Below are 19799 nucleotides of genomic sequence, written 5' to 3' on the forward strand. Positions count from 1 at the left end.
TTCAAAATACAGGAGTAATATATCAGCCAGAATACATTTTTTTGTAAACGCTGAGTCCAATTATATGGAGCGGAGGAACCAATTTGTGCGTAGGCACTAGGGGTGAATCTTTCAAGTTTGAAAGTAGGGCTACTCTCAAAGTCCGAATCCGACAGCTAACTTCGTAAGCGTCTTGAGAGAGGACGGTGCCATGATGGATACATCACTTCATCGATCTGATTAGTATAGGGGAATATCAATCTATGTTTGATTTCTTTTATACTAAGGAGGATGAGGTACATGGAACTAACACTTATTTGTGTTGGAGAAGAAAGTAAGGTAGATAGTTTAAGAGATCTAGTATCATTTCAACATGAGTTAATTATTTTTACAGCAAATGAAGAGATAGCGGCTGAGGTTAGGAATTGTGGGTTTGATTGGACTTATAGCTGCAGTAAGGAGCAGGACTTTACTAGTATTTGTGAGTGTATTAAGAAGGTGATTTTACTAGGGGATGAGCTTCCAATCGTTAGTTTTTTCACAGAACACATTCGCTTTTCTTTTCAAGCACCTATTACTGTTGTTACAAGGAATAAACGATATCCAGCGAGGCTCTATGAAACAATTGGAGCTAAGTTTGTCGTGTTTACAAATTGTGATAATATTTCTTTTTTATTTTTTGAATAGGGCGGGGGAAGAAATGATGAAGGTACTATTACTTGGAGATATAGCAAATCGTTGGGCAGTATCGGTAGAGCGAGTTCAAGAATTGGTTCAGATCGATCCCCTTTTTCCAGGGCCGTATATTATATTACCATCAAAAGATGCTTTGTATTTAGAGGTGGATATTACCGAGTATGAGCAGCTACATGCAGAATTGACACAAGTTTATATTCGCGGGAGAAATTTACGTGCATTTTTACGAGGAGAATAAAGGTTGAATAAAAAGAGCGAATGCTGAGTGCAACAAGCTATGCACTTCATCTCATTCGCTCTTTTTATTTCATATTTAAAAGGTCATTTTTAAGAAAAGAGAAGAGAAATAAAGAAAATAGATGAAATAATAGTAATAATCTTCAATGTAAGCGTTTAAATGAATGTAAATATTATTATTTTCAGTAATTTACCCCTTTACAAGTGAAATATAGAGGAGTATATTTACTCTCATAAATCATTCATAAAATTTCCAAAAAAACCTAAAATCGCTGAGTTCCAGAAATGGAGCGGGGGAACCAATTTTGTGCATCGTCACTTGGGGTGAATCTTTCAGTTTTGAAAGTAGGGCTACTCTTTAGGCCCGAATCCGACAGCTAACCTCGTAAGCGTTTAGAGAGGAGGTTTACTTTTTGTTGTTCATTTTTTGAACACTGAGTAGAGCTCAGTGTTCTTTTTTAACATTTAAATGGTAAATTTTAACAAAAGCAAAGCGAGGGATAGCTATGTTAGATGTTGTAATGGTCGGGATTTTTATTTTATTAGTTGCATCAATGGCAAGTCTTGCAAGTTGGTCAGATAAAGTTGTGAAAGAAGGAAAGCAATCATGATGATTGTCTTATCGGTTATTGTCGCAGCAATTACAGTGTATTTAGTGTATGCATTATTAAATCCAGAGAAGTTTTAATTAGGGGGAATCATTCATTATGATTTGGGTTGCAGTCATTATTACAATGCTCTTGTTTATTTTAGTAGCAAAGCCAATGGGGATTTATTTAGAAAAAGCTTTTCAAGGTAGCAAAATGCTAGATAAAGTATTCGGGCCTTTTGAAAAACTTATTTTTAAAATTACGGGTGTAAAAGAATACAATCAAACGTGGAAACAGTACGCATTATCATTAGTTTTACTCAACGGATTTATGATTGTTATTGTATATTTCATTTTCAGATTACAAGGTGTGTTGCCGCTAAATCCAGCGCATATTGAAGGGATGGAGCCTACGCTCGCTTTTAATACAGCGATTAGTTTTATGGCTGATACAAACTTACAGCATTATAGCGGTGAAAATGGTTTATCCTATTTATCACAATTAATCGGGATTACATTTTTAATGTTTGCGGCACCAGCAACGACATTGGCGCTCGTTATGGCTTTTATAAGAGGACTTGCTGGAAAAGAACTTGGTAACTTTTTCGTTGATTTTACGAGAGCGTTAACGAGAGTGTTTCTTCCTATCGCATTTATTGCGGCACTAGTTTTTGTCGCACTTGGCGTACCGCAAACGTTAGATGGAGCGGTTACAGCACATACGATTGAAGGTGCAAAGCAAAGTATATTACGCGGACCAGTTGCATCATTCGTTTCCATTAAGGAACTTGGAAATAACGGCGGTGGATTTTTCGGAGCAAACTCTACGCATCCTTTTGAAAATCCAGGACAAATGAGTAATATTTTGCAAATGATGCTTATGATGTTATTACCAACAGCACTTCCATTTACGTACGGACGAATGGTAGGAAATAAAAAGCAAGGTCGTATCCTTTTCGTATCACTATTCATGATGTTTTTACTAGGATTTATCACAATTACGACATCTGAATTACATGGAAATCCAGTATTAAACGAAATGGGTATCCAGCATGTACAAGGAAGTGCAGAAGGAAAAGAAGTGAGATTCGGAACAGTATTTTCTTCCCTTTATGCGACAGTAACGACTGCTGCGGAAACAGGTGCTGTTAATACGATGCATGATACGTTAACACCAATTGGTGGTTTAGTACCACTCGTAAATATGATGTTAAATACAGTATATGGCGGCGTTGGAGCAGGCTTTGTGAACATTATTATGTATGCAATTATCGCAGTCTTTATATCTGGATTGATGGTTGGACGGACACCAGAATTTTTAGGTAAAAAGATTGAAGGTAAGGAAATGAAATTAATTGCGGTCACGATTTTATTTCATCCATTGCTCATTTTAGGCTTTTCGGCATTAGCTCTTTCAACAAATTTAGGGACGGATGCTATTTCTCATTCCGGTTTCCACGGTTTAACGCAAGTTGTATATGAGTATACATCGTCAGCTGCGAATAACGGATCTGGATTTGAAGGATTAGGAGATAATACACCGTTTTGGAATATTACGACTGGTTTAGTTATGTTTTTAGGACGTTACTTCAGTTTAATTACGATGCTAGCTGTGGCAGCTTCGTTGAAAGAAAAAACGGTAGTGCCAGAAACAGTCGGAACGTTCCGTACAGATAATAGTTTATTTGGTGGCATCTTCATCGGAACAATTGTAATTGTTGGTGCATTAACATTCTTCCCGATGTTAGTACTCGGACCAATTGCAGAATTTCTTACATTGAAGTAATGGAGGGTAAATGATGAGACCGGTAGTAGTAAAAGAAAAACAATTAAATGAGTCACAAATACATGCTGTAGAAGATGAAGTTAGACAAGCGAAAACGATGGATCGTGATATCGTAACACATGCGATGAAGCAATCCATTGCGAAATTGAATCCGAAAGTCATGATAAAGAATCCGATTATGTTCGTTGTGGAAATTGGATTTATCATTACGTTCATTTTATCTTTTCTTCCAAGTAGTTCTAGTAGTATACCAGGTTGGTTTAATATAACAGTTTCTCTCATTCTATTATTTACAGTTTTATTTGCGAATTTTGCAGAAGCATTAGCAGAAGGTCGTGGTAAAGCGCAAGCCGATTCTTTAAAGCAGTCAAAGAAAGATGTGTTTGCAAATGTTGTAAAAGAAAATGGAGACATTGTCCAAGTTTCAGCAACTGATCTTACAAAAGGTGACGTTGTTATCGTAAAACAAGGAGAAATGATTCCGAATGATGGCGAAGTAATCAAAGGATTAGCATCTGTAGATGAATCTGCAATTACAGGGGAATCAGCTCCTGTTATAAAAGAAGCAGGCGGTGATTTTTGTTCCGTAACAGGTGGAACGATGGTCGTAAGTGATGAAATTACAATTGTCATTACGAGTAATCCTGGTGAATCATTTATAGACAAAATGATTTCTTTAGTAGAAGGAGCTGCTCGTCAAAAAACGCCGAATGAGATTGCTTTAAATACAGTATTAACGAGCTTAACTCTTATTTTCTTGATCGTCGTTGTGACGTTGCCGATTTTTACAAATTATTTAGGGTTTCAAATTGATACTGCTGTGCTAGTTGCATTATTAGTTTGTTTAATTCCAACGACAATTGGTGGGCTATTATCGGCAATTGGTATTGCTGGGATGGACCGTGTGACAAAATTTAACGTGTTAGCGATGTCGGGGAAAGCAGTAGAAGCTGCTGGCGATATTAATACAATTATTTTAGATAAAACAGGTACAATTACTTTTGGGAACCGGATGGCTCATACATTATTGCCTGTAGGAAATGAAACGATTGAGCAAGTTGGAAAGTGGGCCGCTATTAGTTCTGTTTTAGATGAAACACCAGAAGGTCGATCTGTTATCGAGTATGTGCAGGGAAAATCTATATCATATAATAGAGAACTTGCAGAACAAGGTGATTTTGTTCCGTTTAAAGCAGAAACGAGAATGAGTGGTGTTGATTTACAAGACGGAACGAAAGTGAGAAAAGGTGCTGTAGGTGCCGTTATTGAGTGGGTTGGGTCACAAGGCGGAACAATTCCGAAAGATGTAAATCAAAAAGCAGACTTAATTTCAAAAGAGGGCGGAACACCACTTGTAGTTGCAGTAGATAATCGTATTTACGGTTTAATTTATTTAAAGGATACAGTAAAACCGGGTATGCGTGAGCGTTTTGAACAGTTACGCCAAATGGGGATTAAAACGGTTATGTGTACAGGTGATAATCCGTTAACGGCAGCAACGATTGCAAAAGAAGCTGGAGTAGATGAATTCGTTGCTGAGTGTAAACCGGAAGATAAAATTGCTGTTATTAAAGCAGAGCAAGATAAAGGGAAACTTGTAGCGATGACAGGTGATGGTACAAATGATGCTCCGGCATTAGCGCAGGCCGACGTTGGATTAGCGATGAATAGTGGTACGACAGCAGCGAAAGAAGCGGCGAACATGATTGATCTAGACTCGAATCCGACGAAAATTATTGAGGTTGTAGGAATTGGTAAGCAATTGTTAATGACACGAGGTGCGTTAACGACGTTTAGTATTGCGAATGATATAGCGAAATATTTTGCAATCATTCCAGCAATGTTTACACTTGCGATTCCGCAAATGGAAGCATTGAACATTATGAAATTAACATCACCACTGTCAGCGATTTTATCAGCATTAATATTTAACGCTGTTATTATTCCATTACTCATTCCGTTAGCGATGAAAGGTATTGCATATAAACCGATGAGTTCTAATGCATTGCTTAGCCGAAACTTACTTATTTATGGGCTTGGCGGAGTTATCGTTCCGTTCATTGGAATTAAAGTAATTGATATGATTGTCGGCTTGTTCATATAAGGAAGAGGGGAAAAAGATGGAAAAGAAACAAAGTATACTATCACCAATTATCCGTATTACTTTTACATTTCTAGTGTTGTGTGGACTTGTATACCCACTTATTGTTACTGGTATTGCACAAGCAGTGATGAAGGATAATGCGGATGGAAGTCTAATATATAATGATAAAAATGAAGTGATTGGTTCTAAATTAATCGGGCAAAACTTCACGGATCCACGTTATTTTCAAGGGCGTGTTTCTAGTATTGAATATAAGGCAGAAGCATCTGGTTCAAATAACTATGCACCATCTAATCCAGATTTAGTAAAGCGAGTAGAGAAAAGTATTGAAGAGTGGAAGAAACAAAATCCCACTGTTCCAGTCACAGAAGTACCGATAGATTTAGTGACAAATTCAGGTTCAGGGCTAGATCCGGATATTAGTCCAAAGGCGGCTTCCGTACAGGTAGAGCGCATCTCGAAATTAACGAGAATCCCGAAAGAATCGCTGGATCAGTTGATTAAAGATCAAACAGAAGGTGCAGCACTTGGTTTATTTGGAGAAGATCGCGTGAACGTTTTAAAGTTAAATTTAGAATTACAGAAACTACTGAAATAGTAACAGTGCTACCTCAATCTAATGGATTGAGGTAGCGTTGTTTCGAAAGAAAGGTTGTGAATGTTTTGTATGCAGATGACTATAAACCGACTTTTCAAAGGCGAACACCAGAGGAATATTTAGAATATATTCGTCAGCAAAATCGGGGAAAGTTAAAGTTATATGTCGGAGCAGCTCCAGGCGTAGGAAAAAGTTATAAAATGCTCTTTGATGCAAGGGAAATGAAAAAAGATGGAATTGATATTGTAATTGGTTTAATTGAAACGCATGGAAGAAAAGAGACGGAAGAAGCAATTGCTGATTTAGAAAAAGTTCCTTTGAAAGAAATACAGTATAAAGGAAAGGTATTTTATGAGCTTGATGTGGAAGGAATAAAAAAACGCGCGCCGCAAGTAGTCGTAGTGGATGAACTTGCGCATAGTAATGTTCCTGGTTCTAAACATAAGAAACGTTATATAGATGTGCAGGAATTGTTAGAGGCTGGTATATCGGTATTATCAGCGTTTAACATTCAACATTTAGAAAGCGTTCATGATATCGTAGCTCAAATTACGAATGTAAAAGTACGAGAACGTATTCCAGATTTTATTTTGCAAAAAGCAAATGAAATTCAGCTCGTTGATGCAACGCCCGAGGTATTAAGGAAGAGACTAATAGACGGAAAGATATATAAAGAAGAAAAAATTCAGCAAAGTTTACAAAATTTCTTTACACTTAATAATTTAGGAGCACTTAGGGAATTATCACTTCGCGAGGTTGCCGATGATATGGACGAGAAAATTAGCCAAACAGTAATAGAACCAATTGGCGTAAAAGAAAAAATTCTTGTTTGTGTACAATACAGTTCAACAGCGGAGAAATTAATAAGACGGGGATGGCGCATGGCTGATCGGTTAAATGCTGAATTGTACGTATTAAACGTTGAGAGGGAAAATATAAATTCTATTTCAGCTGGAAAAAAGCAGACGATTGAAGAGTGGAAATCGTTAACCAATCAATTTGATGCGAGTTTTGTATTAGAAGAGGCGAAAGGGAGAAAACCAGCGGATGTTATTATTGAAGTCGCAAGAAGATTACAAGTGACGCAAATTTTACTTGGACAATCTGCAAGAACAAGGTGGGAAGAAATACGAAAAGGCTCTATTGTAAATGAAATTATGAGACAAACAAAGTATATGGATATTCATATTGTTGCGGATCAAAGAGGGTAAAATAGAGCCGACATTTTGGGGGCTCTATTTTAATTTTTGTACAGCATGAAAACTTAGCATTTTCATTGCATATAAGATTACAAGTAAAAACATAATTGCGCCTAGGAAGAAAATCCAAAAGTAATTTTGGTTAAATAAAAGAAATCCACCTATAAGTGGCCCTGTACCCATACCAAGATAGCGGATGAAGTTGTATATACCGATAGCTGTTGCACGTTCTTGTACGAATTCTTCTGTTAATAAAGTAGTGTGAGTTGGCATAGAAAGTCCCATACTACAACCGTACAAAGATGTAACGATAATGATGAATGGGATATTGATGTTATATGTGAAAGAGAATAAAAAGACACATATAATATTGAAGAAACTCGTAATAAATAAAGTTGGCTTTGTTGTGAGGCGTTTTTGCAAAAACTTGTAGCAAAAACTTCCTAGCATGATAGAAAGAGACATTGGCACAAACATAAGACCAATTTCATTTGCAGCTAAATGAAATGAATTTGCTAAAATGCTCGGTAAAAAAACGAGAAAGCAAAAGTAAATACAAAATTGAATGAAGCCAATAAGAGTAATAGAAAATCCAGTTTTATTTTTTAAGATAAGAGAGTAATTCTTTTGTGCTTTAGACCGCTTAATTACATTTGGCTTTGTTTCTGGAAGTAGTGAAATGTTTATAATTAATAAGATAATGCCAAGTGTAGATAAAAAGAGAAATACAGATAAGTGACCATGTATACTGCCAAGATAACCACCTATGAGTGGAGCCATTGCAGGTGCGAGGGCAAGTAACATTTGGTATAGGCTCATCGCTTCTCCGCGTTCTTTTCCTTCAAATAAATCGCCGATAATCGTTGCTGAAACTACAGGTATAGCCGCTATTCCTATAGCTTGAACAGCTCTAAAAAAGAGAAATAAATAAATGTTTGCCGAAAAAGCACATCCGATTGAACCAATTGTACTAATGACTAAACTAGGAATAAGGACAGATTTTCTTCCTTTTGTATCAATTAAAGGTCCATATACGAGCTGCATAATTGCAAGAACGAATGTGAAAAGTGAAACTGTTACATTTACAAGATAAAGAGAAGTGTGAAAAGAATTTTGAATCATCGGTAAGATAGGTGTGTAAATATTTTGCGCGAAGGAACCGAATAAGGCACTAATACAGACAACATATAAAATAAGAGTTAGTTTAGATTTTTTCATCATGTTAACCTCCTTGTGATTTAGTTTCCTTGGAAACTAAATTTATTTTAACATGATTTTCTTACTTGTAAAGATGAAAAAATGGTTTTAAAATGGTATATAGTTAAATTGTTTCTTTGGAAACTTAGGAGGGGAACGGATTGAAGCATGCAACGAAGCAAATGGAAATACTTTCGGACATTCGTACACTTTTGCATAAAAAAGAAGAATATTTAAAACGACAAAATGAGAAGTTTCTTCGTGAGACAGGCGTAAGTAGTATGTCTTTATCTGAGTTACATGTAATCGAATGTATCGGAAAAAATGGTTTGATGAATGTAACGGCAATTACGACAGAAATGGGCATGACGAAGGGAGCAATCTCTAAAATTTGTACAAAGTTGTTTCAAAAGCAATTCGTTGAGAAGATGCAAATGTTAGATAATCAAAAAGAAATCTTCTTCCGCTTAACGGAAAGTGGGAATGAAATATATAAAGCTCATGAAAAATTGCATAAGCAAGCTGAAGAAAAGTGGTTGTTACTTTTAGATGGATATAGGAAAGAAGAGCAAGACTTTATCCAAAGGTTTATAAAGGATGTCTCCGATCATTTGGAAATATAATTGGAAGAAAAAACTCCTTTTTCTCAAGTCTTTTAAATATAATTTCTGAAAGAACTCATATATAATAGAAAAAGATACTTAACATGGTGAATAATTAAAGAGTCAATATATATAGAGGAGAGAGTAACATGCTTGAAAATACGGGGTTAGTATTAGAAGGCGGCGGTATGCGTGGTGTGTACACGGGCGGGATATTAGAATACTTTATGGAACAAGATTTATATTTTCCATATGTAATCGGTGTATCAGCTGGTGCTTGTCATGCAGCGTCGTATCTTTCCAGACAAAGAAATAGAAATAAAACGGTCAATATTGATTATGCATCACATCCGAAATATTTATCGTATAAAAACTTATGGAGAAAACGTCAACTATTTGATATGGATTTCATTTTTCATGAAATCCCAGAAAAGCATGTTCCGTTTGATTTTGAAACATACTTTAATAGCCCAGAACGTTTCCTTGTAGGAACGACGGATTGTGAAACTGGGCAATCTGTTTATTTTGAAAAAGAAGGAACGAATGATGATGCGCTAAATTTATTACAAGCGTCTAGTTCATTGCCTTTCATTGCACCGGTAGTAAATTACCGTGGTAAGCAATTATTAGATGGTGGGATTTCAGATCCGATTCCAGTTCGTAAAGCACAGGAAGATGGATTTAAAAAATCAGTCGTAATTTTAACAAGAAATCACGGTTACGCAAAGAAAAAATCAAGATTTGGGTGGGTTGCTGCGAAAGCTTATAAAAAATATCCGAATCTTGTTAACACGATGCTCAATCGTTATGAAGTGTATAATGAAACACTTCACTATATTGAAAAAGAAGAGCAAGCTGGTAATTTATTTGTTATTCGCCCAGAAGTGCCGCTTCAAGTAGATCGTATGGAAAAAGATACAGCAAAACTACAAAATTTATACGAGCAAGGCTATGAAGATGCAAAGAGACAGTTTGCAGATTTAAAGGCGTTCTTGCAAAAATAAGTATTAGGCTGCGGAGAAGAAATTCTCTGCAGCCTTTTTTGTATTGCTTGCTTATCCGTTACTTTTTAAAAATGTATGAATGTTTAAGTGTTTAAAGAGTTTGTAAAACACCGGGGTTTCTTGTTGAGGAGAATTTATTTGAAGGATATTATGATGATGTAGCGCTACTAAACTATTAAATTTATGAGGTGATTGTTAATGAAAGGAAAAGTTTTTTCAATTACGACTTTAGTATTATTAGCAACATCCAACAAGTGCATTCTATCCAACTCTAAGCGGTCACAAAAGCGGTAACCTACTATCTTACAGAGCTCAAACTACTACGAATCAAAATGCATCTCGTTGTTCAGTAGCAATTTCTTTTATTAAATCAAATGGAAATAATTCATATATTGAAAGCGCTTCAGACAAATTAGGATCCCATGAATCTGGAAGAGCATTAAACGCAACTGTGAGTAATGGTGCATATAACGCCTTTGGTGCAAAAGGACTATACTCGGAGCATTATGCAAATGAGAATAATGACTATCAAGAAGATACACACAAAGGTACTTTTGATAGTAATGGTAACTTACGATTGCAGTGGTAAAAAGCATTAAACAGTTGTCTTTATAAATATTTAGATAAGGAGAAGGGGATGTTCATCATCTCCTTCTTATTTAAAAGGAGCACAGACATGTACCTAGCTTTTAAAAATATAAAAAGCAATAAACTGTTTTTCTTAATTCTCCTTATGTCATTTTTTATTTCTTTTCTTTCTATATCAATAGCCGCACTTTTAACAGAGTCTAAACGAAACTTTATATCTGCTTTTCAAATCGGTTTTCCAGAGAAGAACCAAGTTTTAACTGTTCCGATAGCGAATGCAACTGAATTGGAAGAGATAATTCCTTTCATACAAGATACTTTTGTTAAAAGTGATATTTATGTAGAGCATTTAAAAGCATTAAATAGTTCAGGGGCAACAAAGATCATAGCTGTGAATTTAAAAGATGATTATTATTGGAAGCCATATATTTCTGAAGGACAATATTTTCATCGTGAAAATGTAAACGATATGGTTGTTGGCGATCAAACGAATGTAGAGGAGTTATATGAATTTGATGATACATATAAAAAAATAGGAACTATATCAAGAAAAGACAGTGACGTCGGTGTAGCAGGCATATACGTTCCACTTCAAAACTTACCTACTATATCTAAAAAAGGTATTATCGCGAGTAAACAATTACAATTAACAGTTGTTAATCCTACATCATCTATTCATAACGAAATAAAAAAGTTTATGGGTAGGAGTAAAGAAGTGCTTTCGGGAGATGTTCAAATACTGAATGAACGAGATCTTCAGGAACTACATGTGACACATATAGATCCAGCAAATAAGTATTATTATAAATTTATTCTTGTTGCAATTGTTTCTGGCATTTCTGCGGTTTTATTTTGGATTTATAAAAAAGAAAGAGAGATTTCATTAAAAAAAGCAGTAGGTGCTTCTAATATATCTATCTACTGCGAACTATATATTCAAATTTTGTTTATTTCTCTAGCAGCGATGTTCTTAGTTTTTATTACGTTAGAAATATTTTCGGGAACAATTCATACTTATTTTCAGACATACTTAGTAAAACCGTTAACACTATATGTATTGATATGCAATGTTATTTTTATAATTTTTCTTACAATTTTTGTTACTGTAATTCCAATCAAGCACATTATAAATATATATCCCGGAAAACATTTAAGAACGTAGGAGGTCGTCATGTTTTTTATATTTGATTCTATACGGTCTGTGAAAAAACGGTTGTTACCAAGTTTGATTATAGTAATTTCTTTAATTATTGCATTTTCTTCAGCAATAGAATTTGTTAGTAATCTTTCGGGATATCGAAAAATGATGACGGTAGCAAATAATTTATCGACTCATAAAAATTTCTATGAACTTTATGCGACGCAAGATATAACCTTGTTTAGCGAAGAAAAAGCGAAAAATGATTATCAACATTTCATGCAAGGGTTATCTAATATGATACCAATAACAAATAAAACTAATTATCTGTTCCGTAACTATTCACTTAGTTTAAAAAAAGAAAATGGAACGATAAAGACTCTTATTGTTGATAAAGATATTAATAAGTACTTTCGTATACGAATTTCACAAGGAAGATATTTTGAGGAATCGGAATTTCATAAATCAGTATTTGATATTAGACCTGTTATATTAGGGGCTAATTATATAGAAAAGGTATCTATTGGTGATGTTATACCATCTGGAAAAATGAAGCTAAAAGTAATTGGTTTTTTAGAAAAAAATTCACCATTTACATATCCTCGAAGTGGTGAAATATCGGATAATCGTATTACATTATTAGATGACATGGCGATTTTACCAATTGGAACAGAAGAAATAGAGTTCTATAGTGTAGAACTTTTATACAATGGGTTAATTATAGAAACAAATGAGAAGATAAATATAAATGAACTTCAAAAGAAAGTATTAAAGGTAACAGAAGGTAAGGGTTATTCGTATTATGTTACAAATCCGAATAAATTGTTAGAAAACGAAAAACAAGGTATTGATAATATGTCATCCCCCTTATTATTAAGCGGTACAGTCTTTTTTTTTTCATTTCTATCTATTGTATTAACATCAATGGCAGCACTTTATATGGAGCGTAAAAATATTTCTATTAGGTCAGCGTTAGGTGCAAGCACTTTTCAAATATGTCTTCCATTTATTATTGAGTATATGTTGCTATTCGTTTTAGCGATATGTATAGGCATAATGTATTTTCAATGGGAGAATAGCGGAGTAATTGAAATTCAGAAAGGGCTAGAAAATAGTATAGTATCTTTCTTTGGAACGTTAAAAGTCTCTATAGAATCATTGGTTGTTATAGGTGCTTTATCAATTGTAATGATCCTCGTTATATATGCAATCATTTATTTCAATGTACTAAAAATAAAAAATACATATATGAAAGAGGTGTTATAGATGATTCAGCTCGCAAATGTGGCTAAGGGATACGGAAAGAGTAATTTTAGTGCTTTACAAGATATTAATCTTACAATAGAAAAAGGCGAAATGATAGCCATTATGGGACCATCTGGTTCTGGGAAATCAACCTTGCTTAACATTATTGGCTTAATTGATAGCCCCTCTACTGGAAAGTATTTTTTAGATGGAATGGATACGAGTACATTCAAGTCAAATTATCATAAGTATAGAAACACGGAAGTTGGATTTGTGTTTCAGAACTTTTCGCTATTAGATGATTATACAGTTGTTGAAAATGTAATGCTTCCGCTTATATATAGAAGAATTTCTCATAAGAAACGTATGCAAATATCAAAAGAAATGCTGAAAATGGTAGGGCTTGAGAGGCATATTAACAAATATCCTTACGAGTTATCAGGAGGAGAACAGCAAAGAACAGCAATAGCAAGGGCTTTAGCACAAGATACAAAAATTATACTTGCTGATGAACCGACTGGTGCTCTTGATCAAGAAAATGGGGAGAAAATTATGAGTATTTTACAAGAGATTAATAAAGAAGGAAAAACAGTGCTAGTTGTTACACATGATCAAAAGGTAGCTGCATATTGTCAGAGGACGATACGGTTACTCGATGGTTGTATGGTGTAATATGGATAATATTATGTGAAGAGGTGATACATATGGAAAATGTCTATAAAGGACTTAGGCATACTGGGTTTATTATGATGTTTATTTTTGGTAGCGTATTTTTACTTCGCTGGTTTATTCATGATGAAATGTTAATAGATCAACTTATTGGTTTTAGTGTGGGCATAGTAATGGTTATTTCATCAGTTTTCATTCAAAAGTATAGTAAAGAATTAAAGGTAGAAGAGAAGTATTAAAAGGTTATAACCTTCTTCATATTTTGGAGGTGCCTTTATAGTTTGAATGATTGTTGTAAAAGAAAAGTAGAGCATCGGATTTCGATGCTCTACTTTTTTAATGTGGTAAGAATATCAATTGATAAGCAAACAAAATTCCAAATACATATACAAGTGGGTGAACAGCACGGAATTTACCTTTTGCCACTTTCATAAGTGGATATGAAATAAATCCAAGTGCGATACCTGTTGCGATACTTGATGTAAGAGGCATGCTTAAGATTACTAAAAATGCTGGGAATGCTTCATCAAATGCGTCCCAATCGATGTGGCGAACTGAACCCATCATAAGACTACCAACGATAATTAATGATGGAGCAGTAATAGCTGATACACCAGAGACAGCACTTACTAATGGTCCGAAGAATGCTGCTAGTGCGAATAGAACAGCTACTGTAACAGTTGTTAAACCAGTACGACCACCAGCTGCAACACCAGCAGATGATTCAATGTAAGCTGTTGATGGTGTCGTTCCGAACATAGAACCAATAGTTGCTGAGAATGAGTCAGATAGAAGAGCTCGTCCAGCTTTTGGGAGTTTTCCGTCTTTCATAAATCCACCTTGTTGAGCTACCCCAAGTAATGTACCTGTTGTATCAAATAATGTAACAAGGAAGAATGAAAATACAACGCCGTATAATCCGTAGTTAATTACGTCAGATACAGCAGTAATTGGATTTGAAACGATAATTCCTTCTGGTAATCCAGGCATTGATGTAACACCGTTTGAGAATGTTAATTGTCCTGTGAAGAAAGCGATAATACCAGTTAATAGCATACCGATAAATAGTGCGCCATTTACATTTAAAGACATAAGGATAATAGTAATTCCAAGTCCAGCTAATGCTAGTAGAACTGGAGCAGAGTGAAGATCACCAAGTCCAACTAAGTTTGCATCATTTTTTGTAACGATACCAGTTAATCGTAAACCGATAAAGGCGATAAATAACCCGATACCAGCAGTAATTGCATGTTTTAAGTTTTCAGGAATTGCTTCCATTAATTTTGTACGGAAAGATGTAAATGATAGCAAAATTAAAATCATACCTGCTACGAATACAGCAGAGAATGCAATTGCGAAAGTCATGCCTTCATGCGCTTTTACAACAGAGTAAGAGAAGTAAGCATTTAATCCCATACCTGGCGCGATTGCGATTGGTAAGTTTGTAAAGATTGCCATAAATAATGTTCCGACAACAGCAGCAATAATTGTTGCTGTAAATGCTTGTTCAAATGGAACACCTGCATCTCCAAGGATAACAGGGTTTACGACAATGATATATGCCATTGTTAAGAAGGTAATAATACCTGCCATAATTTCAGTTTTAATAGAAGTTTTATGTTTTGAAAGGTTAAACATATAAACATCCTTTCTGTTTACGAATAATTTTCACAACAGTTATATATAATATTCGTTTTTTATCTATTTTGCAATAGTTTTGCATAAAAAGTTTATAACAATTCATATTTTGTGTCTTAAATTCGAATATTAATCGTAAACCGATGTGTGAATTTCAGCTTTTTATTGTGCACATGCTAAGGAAAAGGAGTTGAAAGCAGCTATGCCACAGCAAAAAAACTTTATAACAATGCCTGCGCAACATCAAAATAAGCAGCCTGGTATTGAATCATTAATGAATCCTCTACCACAGTTTGAAGATCCCAATTATAAAGGTAGCGAAAAGTTAAAAGGAAAGAATGTATTAATTACAGGGGGAGATAGCGGAATTGGACGAGCAGTTTCCATCGCTTTTGCAAAAGAAGGAGCAAATGTTGCGATTGCTTATTTAGATGAGGAAGAAGATGCTAATGAGACGAAGCAATATGTTGAGAAAGAAGGTGTAAAGTGTGTATTGTTGCCGGGTGATTTAAGTGATGAACAGCATTGTAAAGATGTTGTTCAAGAGACCGTCCAGCAGCTAGGTAGTTTACAGGTTTTAGTAAATAATGTCGCGCAGCAATATCCGCAGCAAGGACTAGAGTATATTACAGCAGAACAGCTAGAAAAGACTTTTCGTATTAATATTTTTTCTTATTTTCACGTTGCGAAAGCAGCCCTTTCTCATTTGAAGAAAGGGGATGTCATTATAAATACGGCATCTATCGTTGCATATGAAGGAAATGAAACGTTAATTGATTATTCCGCGACGAAAGGAGCAATCGTAGCTTTTACAAGATCACTTTCTCAATCGTTAGTGCAAAAAGGGATTCGGGTAAATGGTGTTGCACCAGGACCGATTTGGACACCGCTTATTCCATCGAGCTTTGATGAGAAGAAAGTCTCTCAGTTTGGGAGCAATGTCCCAATGCAAAGGCCTGGTCAACCATATGAGTTAGCGCCGGCATACGTATATTTAGCGTCTGGTGATTCTTCTTATGTTACTGGACAAATGATACATGTAAATGGGGGCGTTATTGTAAATGGATAGTTTTCATTTATAAGAGCAAAGTAATGTTAATTCCACTTATTATAGTGAGCGCTAGGGGGGATATAGCTGAAAAAGTTATGTTTCGTCATACTATTATTTTTCATCCTACCGGTTAGTGCTTTTGCTAATACAGATCATTTAATATTAGTGAATCTTACGACAAATCAGTTGTCTTTTTTTGAGAATGGAAATTATACAAAAACATTTCCAGTAACGACTGGAAGAGATCGTACACCTACGCCTGAAGGTAACTTTTGTATTATAACTAAATTTAAAAATAAAGAATACCATCGAAAAAAAATACCTGGGGGTGCACCGAATAATCCTCTCGGTACGAGGTGGCTTGGACTAGATAAGAATGAATATGCGATTCACGGGACAAATCGGGAATGGACGATTGGAAGTAGGGAATCAAATGGTTGTATTCGCATGCATGACAGGGATATACAATGGTTATATGACAGAGTACAATTACAAACAAAAGTAATCATTTCTCGTTTTCATACGAGCCCCGAATATGAAGCGAATAAGCTTGGTTATCGCGTTGTGAGCTGGAATAGTCGGAAAATAGAAGAAGAACAAATTGGAGTACTTACGCTAGTAGACCGCGCGGATATATATTGGCAAGAACCAAATGGACAGTTAACAAAAGTGAAAACGGTATTGCCAAATGAAAGATATCCAGTGTACTCAAAACGAAAAGATGGAATATATTATATAGGAAACAATTTGTATATTATAGATGAAACAGGAGAGAAAATTCGTTACGAGCAAATTCCTTCTTCAATTTTAAGTAATATATATAAACGGAAATACAATGTTCCGTAATGGCTACCGTTTTATAGACGGTAGCTTATTTATACTTGGAGTTTAACTGCAACTATTATATTTTGCTGAATATAATACAGTACAGATAGGGGGCGGTTATATTATGAAAAGTGAATTTGCGTTTAAAGTTTTTTTAGTAACGACCTGTTTATTTATCGTGTATTTATATGCGTTTCTCGTCTTTTCTTTTTATGTTCCATATGTTGATTTAATATTGTTCTTCGGATTTATTTGGGCGTTTGTGAAAGCGAGGGAAGGAGAGAAGAGTATATATCGGCGCATTACCTTATGCGGGACGGCCGTTCTCGTTATTTTGTACTTTTTTATTATGCATGATTTTTGGAGGGGAATGTAAAAAGCATACGATTAATCGCATGCTTTTTTTGTTTAATATTTAGGCTTAAATGTATGACAACAAGTTTCTACACTCGTTGCTACAGGACTTTCTAGCGTCTCGTTTGTTAAAACAGCAGCTGTATATGAATCATTTTCAGTTTGACCAGTTTCATCTGCATCAGGCTGAACGATGATCGCACTTGCTTGACAAAAGTTACCTTGTCCCCAAAAAGAACAGTTGGAAACAGAACATCTTACTTCTGGCATAAAACCCCCTCCTTATACATTAGTGTGGGATTTTACACCCATTTCATGTGTAGAAGGAGTTTCCTTTTCTAGTTACTTTTTCGTTTGCTCAAGCCATTCTTTTAATTTATCTTTCGGCTGTTCACCGCTAATACGGCTCACTTCTTTGCCATCTTTAAAATGAATGATTGTTGGTGTTCCTTGAATTTTATATTCATCCCAAGGAGCATCTAATTTTTCAATATCCATAACTTTCATATCAACGTTTAAGTCTTTAGCCATTGGCACTAGGACAGGAGATAATTTTTGGCAATGAACGCAAGATGTTTGATAAAAGTATACTGTTTCTTCTTTTTTCTCTTTTAAGTTCTTTTGAAGATCTGAAAGAGAGATTTTATTTGTGTAGTAGTCAGGACCGTTTGTCTTACTTTCAGTAGGATTATCAATCTTTTGGCTAGTAGCATTTTTTTCTTCCATTTGTGTGACAGCGAAAATTGCTACGAACAAGGCGATAATAATACCACCAAATATAAGCATTTTTTTCATTCTTTCATCTCCTTATTTGTTTTTGATGACAATAAAGCTACAAACAGCGATTGTAATAAAGCCGATAAGTGCTAAAAACGGGATTGTAATAAAACCAAACCAGTTTATAAATTCTCCGGTGCAGGGTACACGACCGCAAGCTGCTCCAGCAGCTGAAAACGCTGGGACTTTTTGAATTGCATAGTGATATAAAGAAATACAAGCACCAATACTTGCAATTGGTAAAGAATAACTTGCGATGCGATAATCTTTTTTTGCTACAGCGATACCGAGCCATAAAACGAATGGATACATAAAAATACGTTGATACCAACAAAGTACACAAGGCTCAAATTTTATGATTTCGGAAAAATAAAGACTTCCCAGTGTAGCGATAAAAGAAGCTCCCCATGCGGTAAGTAAAGCATATTCTTGCTTTTTTTCTCGTCCCATATTTTATACCTCTCTTATAATAGTTACATACTAAATTATAGTATGAAGTGGTATGGAAAAGAAAGAAAAAATATGTTTATCAATAAAAGTTTTATGAGGAGAAACTTTTATTGATATAAAAATTTAAAAAAAGCGCCATTCTCCGGAAGAGAATAGCGCTATAGTTTACATTTGAATTTGTTCTACTTCTTCTACATGCGACTTTTGGGATGCGTGGTCAATATATTGAAATAGGAGCTGCAATTGTTTATCAACTTCTGGCAGTTCCTTGCTGTATTGATAAGCGTGTAAAAAATGCTCAATACGCTTAGAAAATAATTGATCGTTCGTTTGAACCATGAGAACGAGTAATTTATCCCAATTACAGCAATACGTGTAATAGAGAGCTTTATCATAGTCGTTATATGTTTGCACTGTGTACCCTCCTTACCGAGAGTTATATATAGTGTGTGATAAGTAAGGAGAAATACACTTGAAAGAATTTGTTAAGAAAAAATGAGAATGAAAAGAAAAAACGAGGAATTCCCTCGTTTTTTAAGCTTTTGGCATTGGCGTAGGTGTTGGTTTGCCATAGCCTTCTTTGTATTTATTATCGATATAGTTACGAATTTCAAGCGTTGATTTTCCTTTTTGTTTCATGGAAGCAGATTCAACTGCAATTTCTAGGCAATTGACGCAAGTCGTTGCATGGGAGTCCCAAACAACTTCACCATTCTTTTTAATTTCACGAATAAAGCAGTTTTTATTATTTTTATGTCCTACACTTTCACCGCAACCACAATAGCATGGAATCCAATCTAATAGCTCTGCATTTTGTCCAGCGACGATGTAGATATCTTTCATTTGTGGATCAAGCTTATCTAGGAAGGTTGGAAGTGTGTCGACTCCTTTTGTTTTCTCTTGAATGTCAGCTTGCTGAGTGTGCGATGCGTGGTCATGTTCTTCTTGTTTTGATTCAGAAGATTTTTGGTCATTTGTACCAGTACTTCCGCATCCAGCAAGAATTAAGCTTAGTACTGCAAGTAAAGAAAATACATACTTTTTCATTCGCTTGTCCCCTTTACAAATGTATT

General features: G+C 35.0%; 24 protein-coding genes, 1 pseudogene and 2 riboswitches. Of the genes and pseudogenes, 18 read left to right on the forward strand and 7 right to left on the reverse strand.

Annotation, left to right across the window (positions count from 1 at the left end; all coding sequences use genetic code 11):
* The first annotated feature begins 38 nt into the window (after positions 1-38).
* Positions 39-186, forward strand: a riboswitch (cyclic di-AMP (ydaO/yuaA leader).
* A 93-nt stretch (positions 187-279) separates the two neighbouring features.
* The 8 genes from DN407_RS03855 to kdpDN all read left to right on the forward strand — a co-directional run bounded on the left by DN407_RS03855 (position 280) and on the right by kdpDN (position 7200).
* On the forward strand, positions 280-666 hold the full coding sequence (locus DN407_RS03855; protein ID WP_000424067.1) for a hypothetical protein: 387 nt from the start codon (positions 280-282) through the stop codon (positions 664-666).
* Positions 667-679: 13 nt separating this feature from the next.
* Positions 680-913: a hypothetical protein gene (locus DN407_RS03860; protein WP_001985933.1), complete on the forward strand. Its 234-nt coding sequence runs from the start codon at positions 680-682 to the stop codon at positions 911-913.
* Between the two features lie 259 nt (positions 914-1172).
* A riboswitch (cyclic di-AMP (ydaO/yuaA leader) is annotated at positions 1173-1318 on the forward strand.
* Between the two features lie 100 nt (positions 1319-1418).
* Positions 1419-1523 carry a SipW-dependent-type signal peptide-containing protein gene (locus DN407_RS03865; RefSeq protein WP_000887894.1) on the forward strand — a complete coding sequence of 35 codons (105 nt, stop codon included), beginning with the start codon at positions 1419-1421 and terminating at the stop codon, positions 1521-1523.
* Positions 1523-1600, forward strand: a complete 78-nt coding sequence (gene kdpF / locus DN407_RS03870) for a K(+)-transporting ATPase subunit F (protein ID WP_223153441.1) — start codon at positions 1523-1525, stop codon at positions 1598-1600. Before DN407_RS03865 ends, kdpF begins: the two co-directional genes overlap by 1 nt.
* Before the next feature lie 19 nt (positions 1601-1619).
* Positions 1620-3287, forward strand: coding sequence for a potassium-transporting ATPase subunit KdpA (gene kdpA / locus DN407_RS03875; RefSeq protein ID WP_149216028.1), 1668 nt, complete (start codon positions 1620-1622; stop codon positions 3285-3287).
* Between the two features lie 13 nt (positions 3288-3300).
* A complete protein-coding gene (kdpB, locus tag DN407_RS03880; protein ID WP_061654752.1) occupies positions 3301-5391 on the forward strand; it encodes a potassium-transporting ATPase subunit KdpB in 2091 nt (696 codons plus the stop codon).
* Positions 5392-5407: 16 nt separating this feature from the next.
* Complete coding sequence (kdpC, locus tag DN407_RS03885; protein ID WP_065704859.1) at positions 5408-5989, forward strand: K(+)-transporting ATPase subunit C; 582 nt, start codon at positions 5408-5410, stop codon at positions 5987-5989.
* A 56-nt stretch (positions 5990-6045) separates the two neighbouring features.
* The gene (gene kdpDN / locus DN407_RS03890) at positions 6046-7200 is read left to right on the forward strand and encodes a KdpD-like non-kinase potassium sensor (RefSeq protein WP_149216029.1); all 1155 of its coding nucleotides are present in this window, start codon (positions 6046-6048) and stop codon (positions 7198-7200) included.
* Between the two features lie 24 nt (positions 7201-7224).
* On the opposite strand, the gene DN407_RS03895 is transcribed toward kdpDN, so the two are convergent.
* Positions 7225-8406, reverse strand: a complete 1182-nt coding sequence (locus DN407_RS03895) for an MFS transporter (RefSeq protein WP_098219869.1) — start codon at positions 8404-8406, stop codon at positions 7225-7227.
* A 140-nt stretch (positions 8407-8546) separates the two neighbouring features.
* Between DN407_RS03895 and DN407_RS03900 the strand changes: the two genes are divergently transcribed.
* From DN407_RS03900 to DN407_RS03930, 7 genes and pseudogenes are all read left to right on the forward strand, one after another.
* Positions 8547-9008 carry a MarR family transcriptional regulator gene (locus DN407_RS03900; protein WP_065704854.1) on the forward strand — a complete coding sequence of 154 codons (462 nt, stop codon included), beginning with the start codon at positions 8547-8549 and terminating at the stop codon, positions 9006-9008.
* 128 nt (positions 9009-9136) lie between these two features.
* Positions 9137-9991, forward strand: a complete 855-nt coding sequence (locus tag DN407_RS03905; RefSeq protein ID WP_000892680.1) for a patatin-like phospholipase family protein — start codon at positions 9137-9139, stop codon at positions 9989-9991.
* 198 nt (positions 9992-10189) lie between these two features.
* A pseudogene (locus DN407_RS03910) lies at positions 10190-10580 on the forward strand (hypothetical protein).
* 87 nt (positions 10581-10667) lie between these two features.
* Positions 10668-11741: an ABC transporter permease gene (locus tag DN407_RS03915; protein WP_087966347.1), complete on the forward strand. Its 1074-nt coding sequence runs from the start codon at positions 10668-10670 to the stop codon at positions 11739-11741.
* Positions 11742-11750: 9 nt separating this feature from the next.
* Complete coding sequence (locus DN407_RS03920; protein ID WP_149216030.1) at positions 11751-12983, forward strand: ABC transporter permease; 1233 nt, start codon at positions 11751-11753, stop codon at positions 12981-12983.
* Positions 12984-13634: an ABC transporter ATP-binding protein gene (locus DN407_RS03925; RefSeq protein ID WP_000615295.1), complete on the forward strand. Its 651-nt coding sequence runs from the start codon at positions 12984-12986 to the stop codon at positions 13632-13634.
* Between the two features lie 32 nt (positions 13635-13666).
* A complete protein-coding gene (locus tag DN407_RS03930; RefSeq protein WP_000432806.1) occupies positions 13667-13870 on the forward strand; it encodes a hypothetical protein in 204 nt (67 codons plus the stop codon).
* 97 nt (positions 13871-13967) lie between these two features.
* On the opposite strand, the gene DN407_RS03935 is transcribed toward DN407_RS03930, so the two are convergent.
* Positions 13968-15269 carry an NCS2 family permease gene (locus DN407_RS03935; protein WP_000482710.1) on the reverse strand — a complete coding sequence of 434 codons (1302 nt, stop codon included), beginning with the start codon at positions 15267-15269 and terminating at the stop codon, positions 13968-13970.
* A gap of 202 nt (positions 15270-15471) precedes the next feature.
* Between DN407_RS03935 and DN407_RS03940 the strand changes: the two genes are divergently transcribed.
* The 3 genes from DN407_RS03940 to DN407_RS03950 all read left to right on the forward strand — a co-directional run bounded on the left by DN407_RS03940 (position 15472) and on the right by DN407_RS03950 (position 17521).
* Positions 15472-16338, forward strand: coding sequence for an SDR family oxidoreductase (locus tag DN407_RS03940; RefSeq protein WP_001136259.1), 867 nt, complete (start codon positions 15472-15474; stop codon positions 16336-16338).
* 66 nt (positions 16339-16404) lie between these two features.
* On the forward strand, positions 16405-17166 hold the full coding sequence (locus tag DN407_RS03945) for a L,D-transpeptidase (RefSeq protein WP_025118307.1): 762 nt from the start codon (positions 16405-16407) through the stop codon (positions 17164-17166).
* 103 nt (positions 17167-17269) lie between these two features.
* Positions 17270-17521: a hypothetical protein gene (locus tag DN407_RS03950; protein WP_000834195.1), complete on the forward strand. Its 252-nt coding sequence runs from the start codon at positions 17270-17272 to the stop codon at positions 17519-17521.
* Positions 17522-17553: 32 nt separating this feature from the next.
* On the opposite strand, the gene DN407_RS03955 is transcribed toward DN407_RS03950, so the two are convergent.
* From DN407_RS03955 to DN407_RS03975, 5 genes are all read right to left on the reverse strand, one after another.
* On the reverse strand, positions 17554-17769 hold the full coding sequence (locus DN407_RS03955) for a DUF1540 domain-containing protein (protein ID WP_001115480.1): 216 nt from the start codon (positions 17767-17769) through the stop codon (positions 17554-17556).
* 72 nt (positions 17770-17841) lie between these two features.
* Positions 17842-18294 (reverse strand): thioredoxin family protein, encoded by a 453-nt coding sequence (locus DN407_RS03960; RefSeq protein ID WP_000738450.1) that lies wholly within the window; start codon positions 18292-18294, stop codon positions 17842-17844.
* 12 nt (positions 18295-18306) lie between these two features.
* Complete coding sequence (locus DN407_RS03965) at positions 18307-18726, reverse strand: disulfide formation protein C (RefSeq protein ID WP_149216031.1); 420 nt, start codon at positions 18724-18726, stop codon at positions 18307-18309.
* 165 nt (positions 18727-18891) lie between these two features.
* The gene (locus DN407_RS03970) at positions 18892-19140 is read right to left on the reverse strand and encodes a YhdB family protein (protein ID WP_001195459.1); all 249 of its coding nucleotides are present in this window, start codon (positions 19138-19140) and stop codon (positions 18892-18894) included.
* Between the two features lie 120 nt (positions 19141-19260).
* A complete protein-coding gene (locus DN407_RS03975; RefSeq protein WP_149216032.1) occupies positions 19261-19773 on the reverse strand; it encodes a PCYCGC domain-containing protein in 513 nt (170 codons plus the stop codon).
* Positions 19774-19799 lie beyond the last annotated feature (26 nt).

Origin of the sequence: Bacillus sp. JAS24-2 (genome assembly GCF_008274905.1) — a bacterium.
Taxonomy (GTDB): domain Bacteria; phylum Bacillota; class Bacilli; order Bacillales; family Bacillaceae_G; genus Bacillus_A; species Bacillus_A cereus.

Bases quoted from the DNA above. Each gene is read 5' to 3' on its own strand.
- DN407_RS03855 (WP_000424067.1), top strand. From the start codon at position 280: ATGGAACTAACACTTATTTGTGTTGGAGAAGAAAGTAAGGTAGATAGT.
- DN407_RS03860 (WP_001985933.1), top strand. From the start codon at position 680: ATGATGAAGGTACTATTACTTGGAGATATAGCAAATCGTTGGGCAGTA.
- DN407_RS03865 (WP_000887894.1), top strand. From the start codon at position 1,419: ATGTTAGATGTTGTAATGGTCGGGATTTTTATTTTATTAGTTGCATCA.
- kdpF (WP_223153441.1), top strand. From the start codon at position 1,523: ATGATTGTCTTATCGGTTATTGTCGCAGCAATTACAGTGTATTTAGTG.
- kdpA (WP_149216028.1), top strand. From the start codon at position 1,620: ATGATTTGGGTTGCAGTCATTATTACAATGCTCTTGTTTATTTTAGTA.
- kdpB (WP_061654752.1), top strand. From the start codon at position 3,301: ATGAGACCGGTAGTAGTAAAAGAAAAACAATTAAATGAGTCACAAATA.
- kdpC (WP_065704859.1), top strand. From the start codon at position 5,408: ATGGAAAAGAAACAAAGTATACTATCACCAATTATCCGTATTACTTTT.
- DN407_RS03895 (WP_098219869.1), bottom strand. From the start codon at position 8,406: ATGAAAAAATCTAAACTAACTCTTATTTTATATGTTGTCTGTATTAGT.
- DN407_RS03905 (WP_000892680.1), top strand. From the start codon at position 9,137: ATGCTTGAAAATACGGGGTTAGTATTAGAAGGCGGCGGTATGCGTGGT.
- DN407_RS03915 (WP_087966347.1), top strand. From the start codon at position 10,668: ATGTACCTAGCTTTTAAAAATATAAAAAGCAATAAACTGTTTTTCTTA.
- DN407_RS03920 (WP_149216030.1), top strand. From the start codon at position 11,751: ATGTTTTTTATATTTGATTCTATACGGTCTGTGAAAAAACGGTTGTTA.
- DN407_RS03925 (WP_000615295.1), top strand. From the start codon at position 12,984: ATGATTCAGCTCGCAAATGTGGCTAAGGGATACGGAAAGAGTAATTTT.
- DN407_RS03930 (WP_000432806.1), top strand. From the start codon at position 13,667: ATGGAAAATGTCTATAAAGGACTTAGGCATACTGGGTTTATTATGATG.
- DN407_RS03935 (WP_000482710.1), bottom strand. From the start codon at position 15,269: ATGTTTAACCTTTCAAAACATAAAACTTCTATTAAAACTGAAATTATG.
- DN407_RS03940 (WP_001136259.1), top strand. From the start codon at position 15,472: ATGCCACAGCAAAAAAACTTTATAACAATGCCTGCGCAACATCAAAAT.
- DN407_RS03950 (WP_000834195.1), top strand. From the start codon at position 17,270: ATGAAAAGTGAATTTGCGTTTAAAGTTTTTTTAGTAACGACCTGTTTA.
- DN407_RS03955 (WP_001115480.1), bottom strand. From the start codon at position 17,769: ATGCCAGAAGTAAGATGTTCTGTTTCCAACTGTTCTTTTTGGGGACAA.
- DN407_RS03960 (WP_000738450.1), bottom strand. From the start codon at position 18,294: ATGAAAAAAATGCTTATATTTGGTGGTATTATTATCGCCTTGTTCGTA.
- DN407_RS03965 (WP_149216031.1), bottom strand. From the start codon at position 18,726: ATGGGACGAGAAAAAAAGCAAGAATATGCTTTACTTACCGCATGGGGA.
- DN407_RS03975 (WP_149216032.1), bottom strand. From the start codon at position 19,773: ATGAAAAAGTATGTATTTTCTTTACTTGCAGTACTAAGCTTAATTCTT.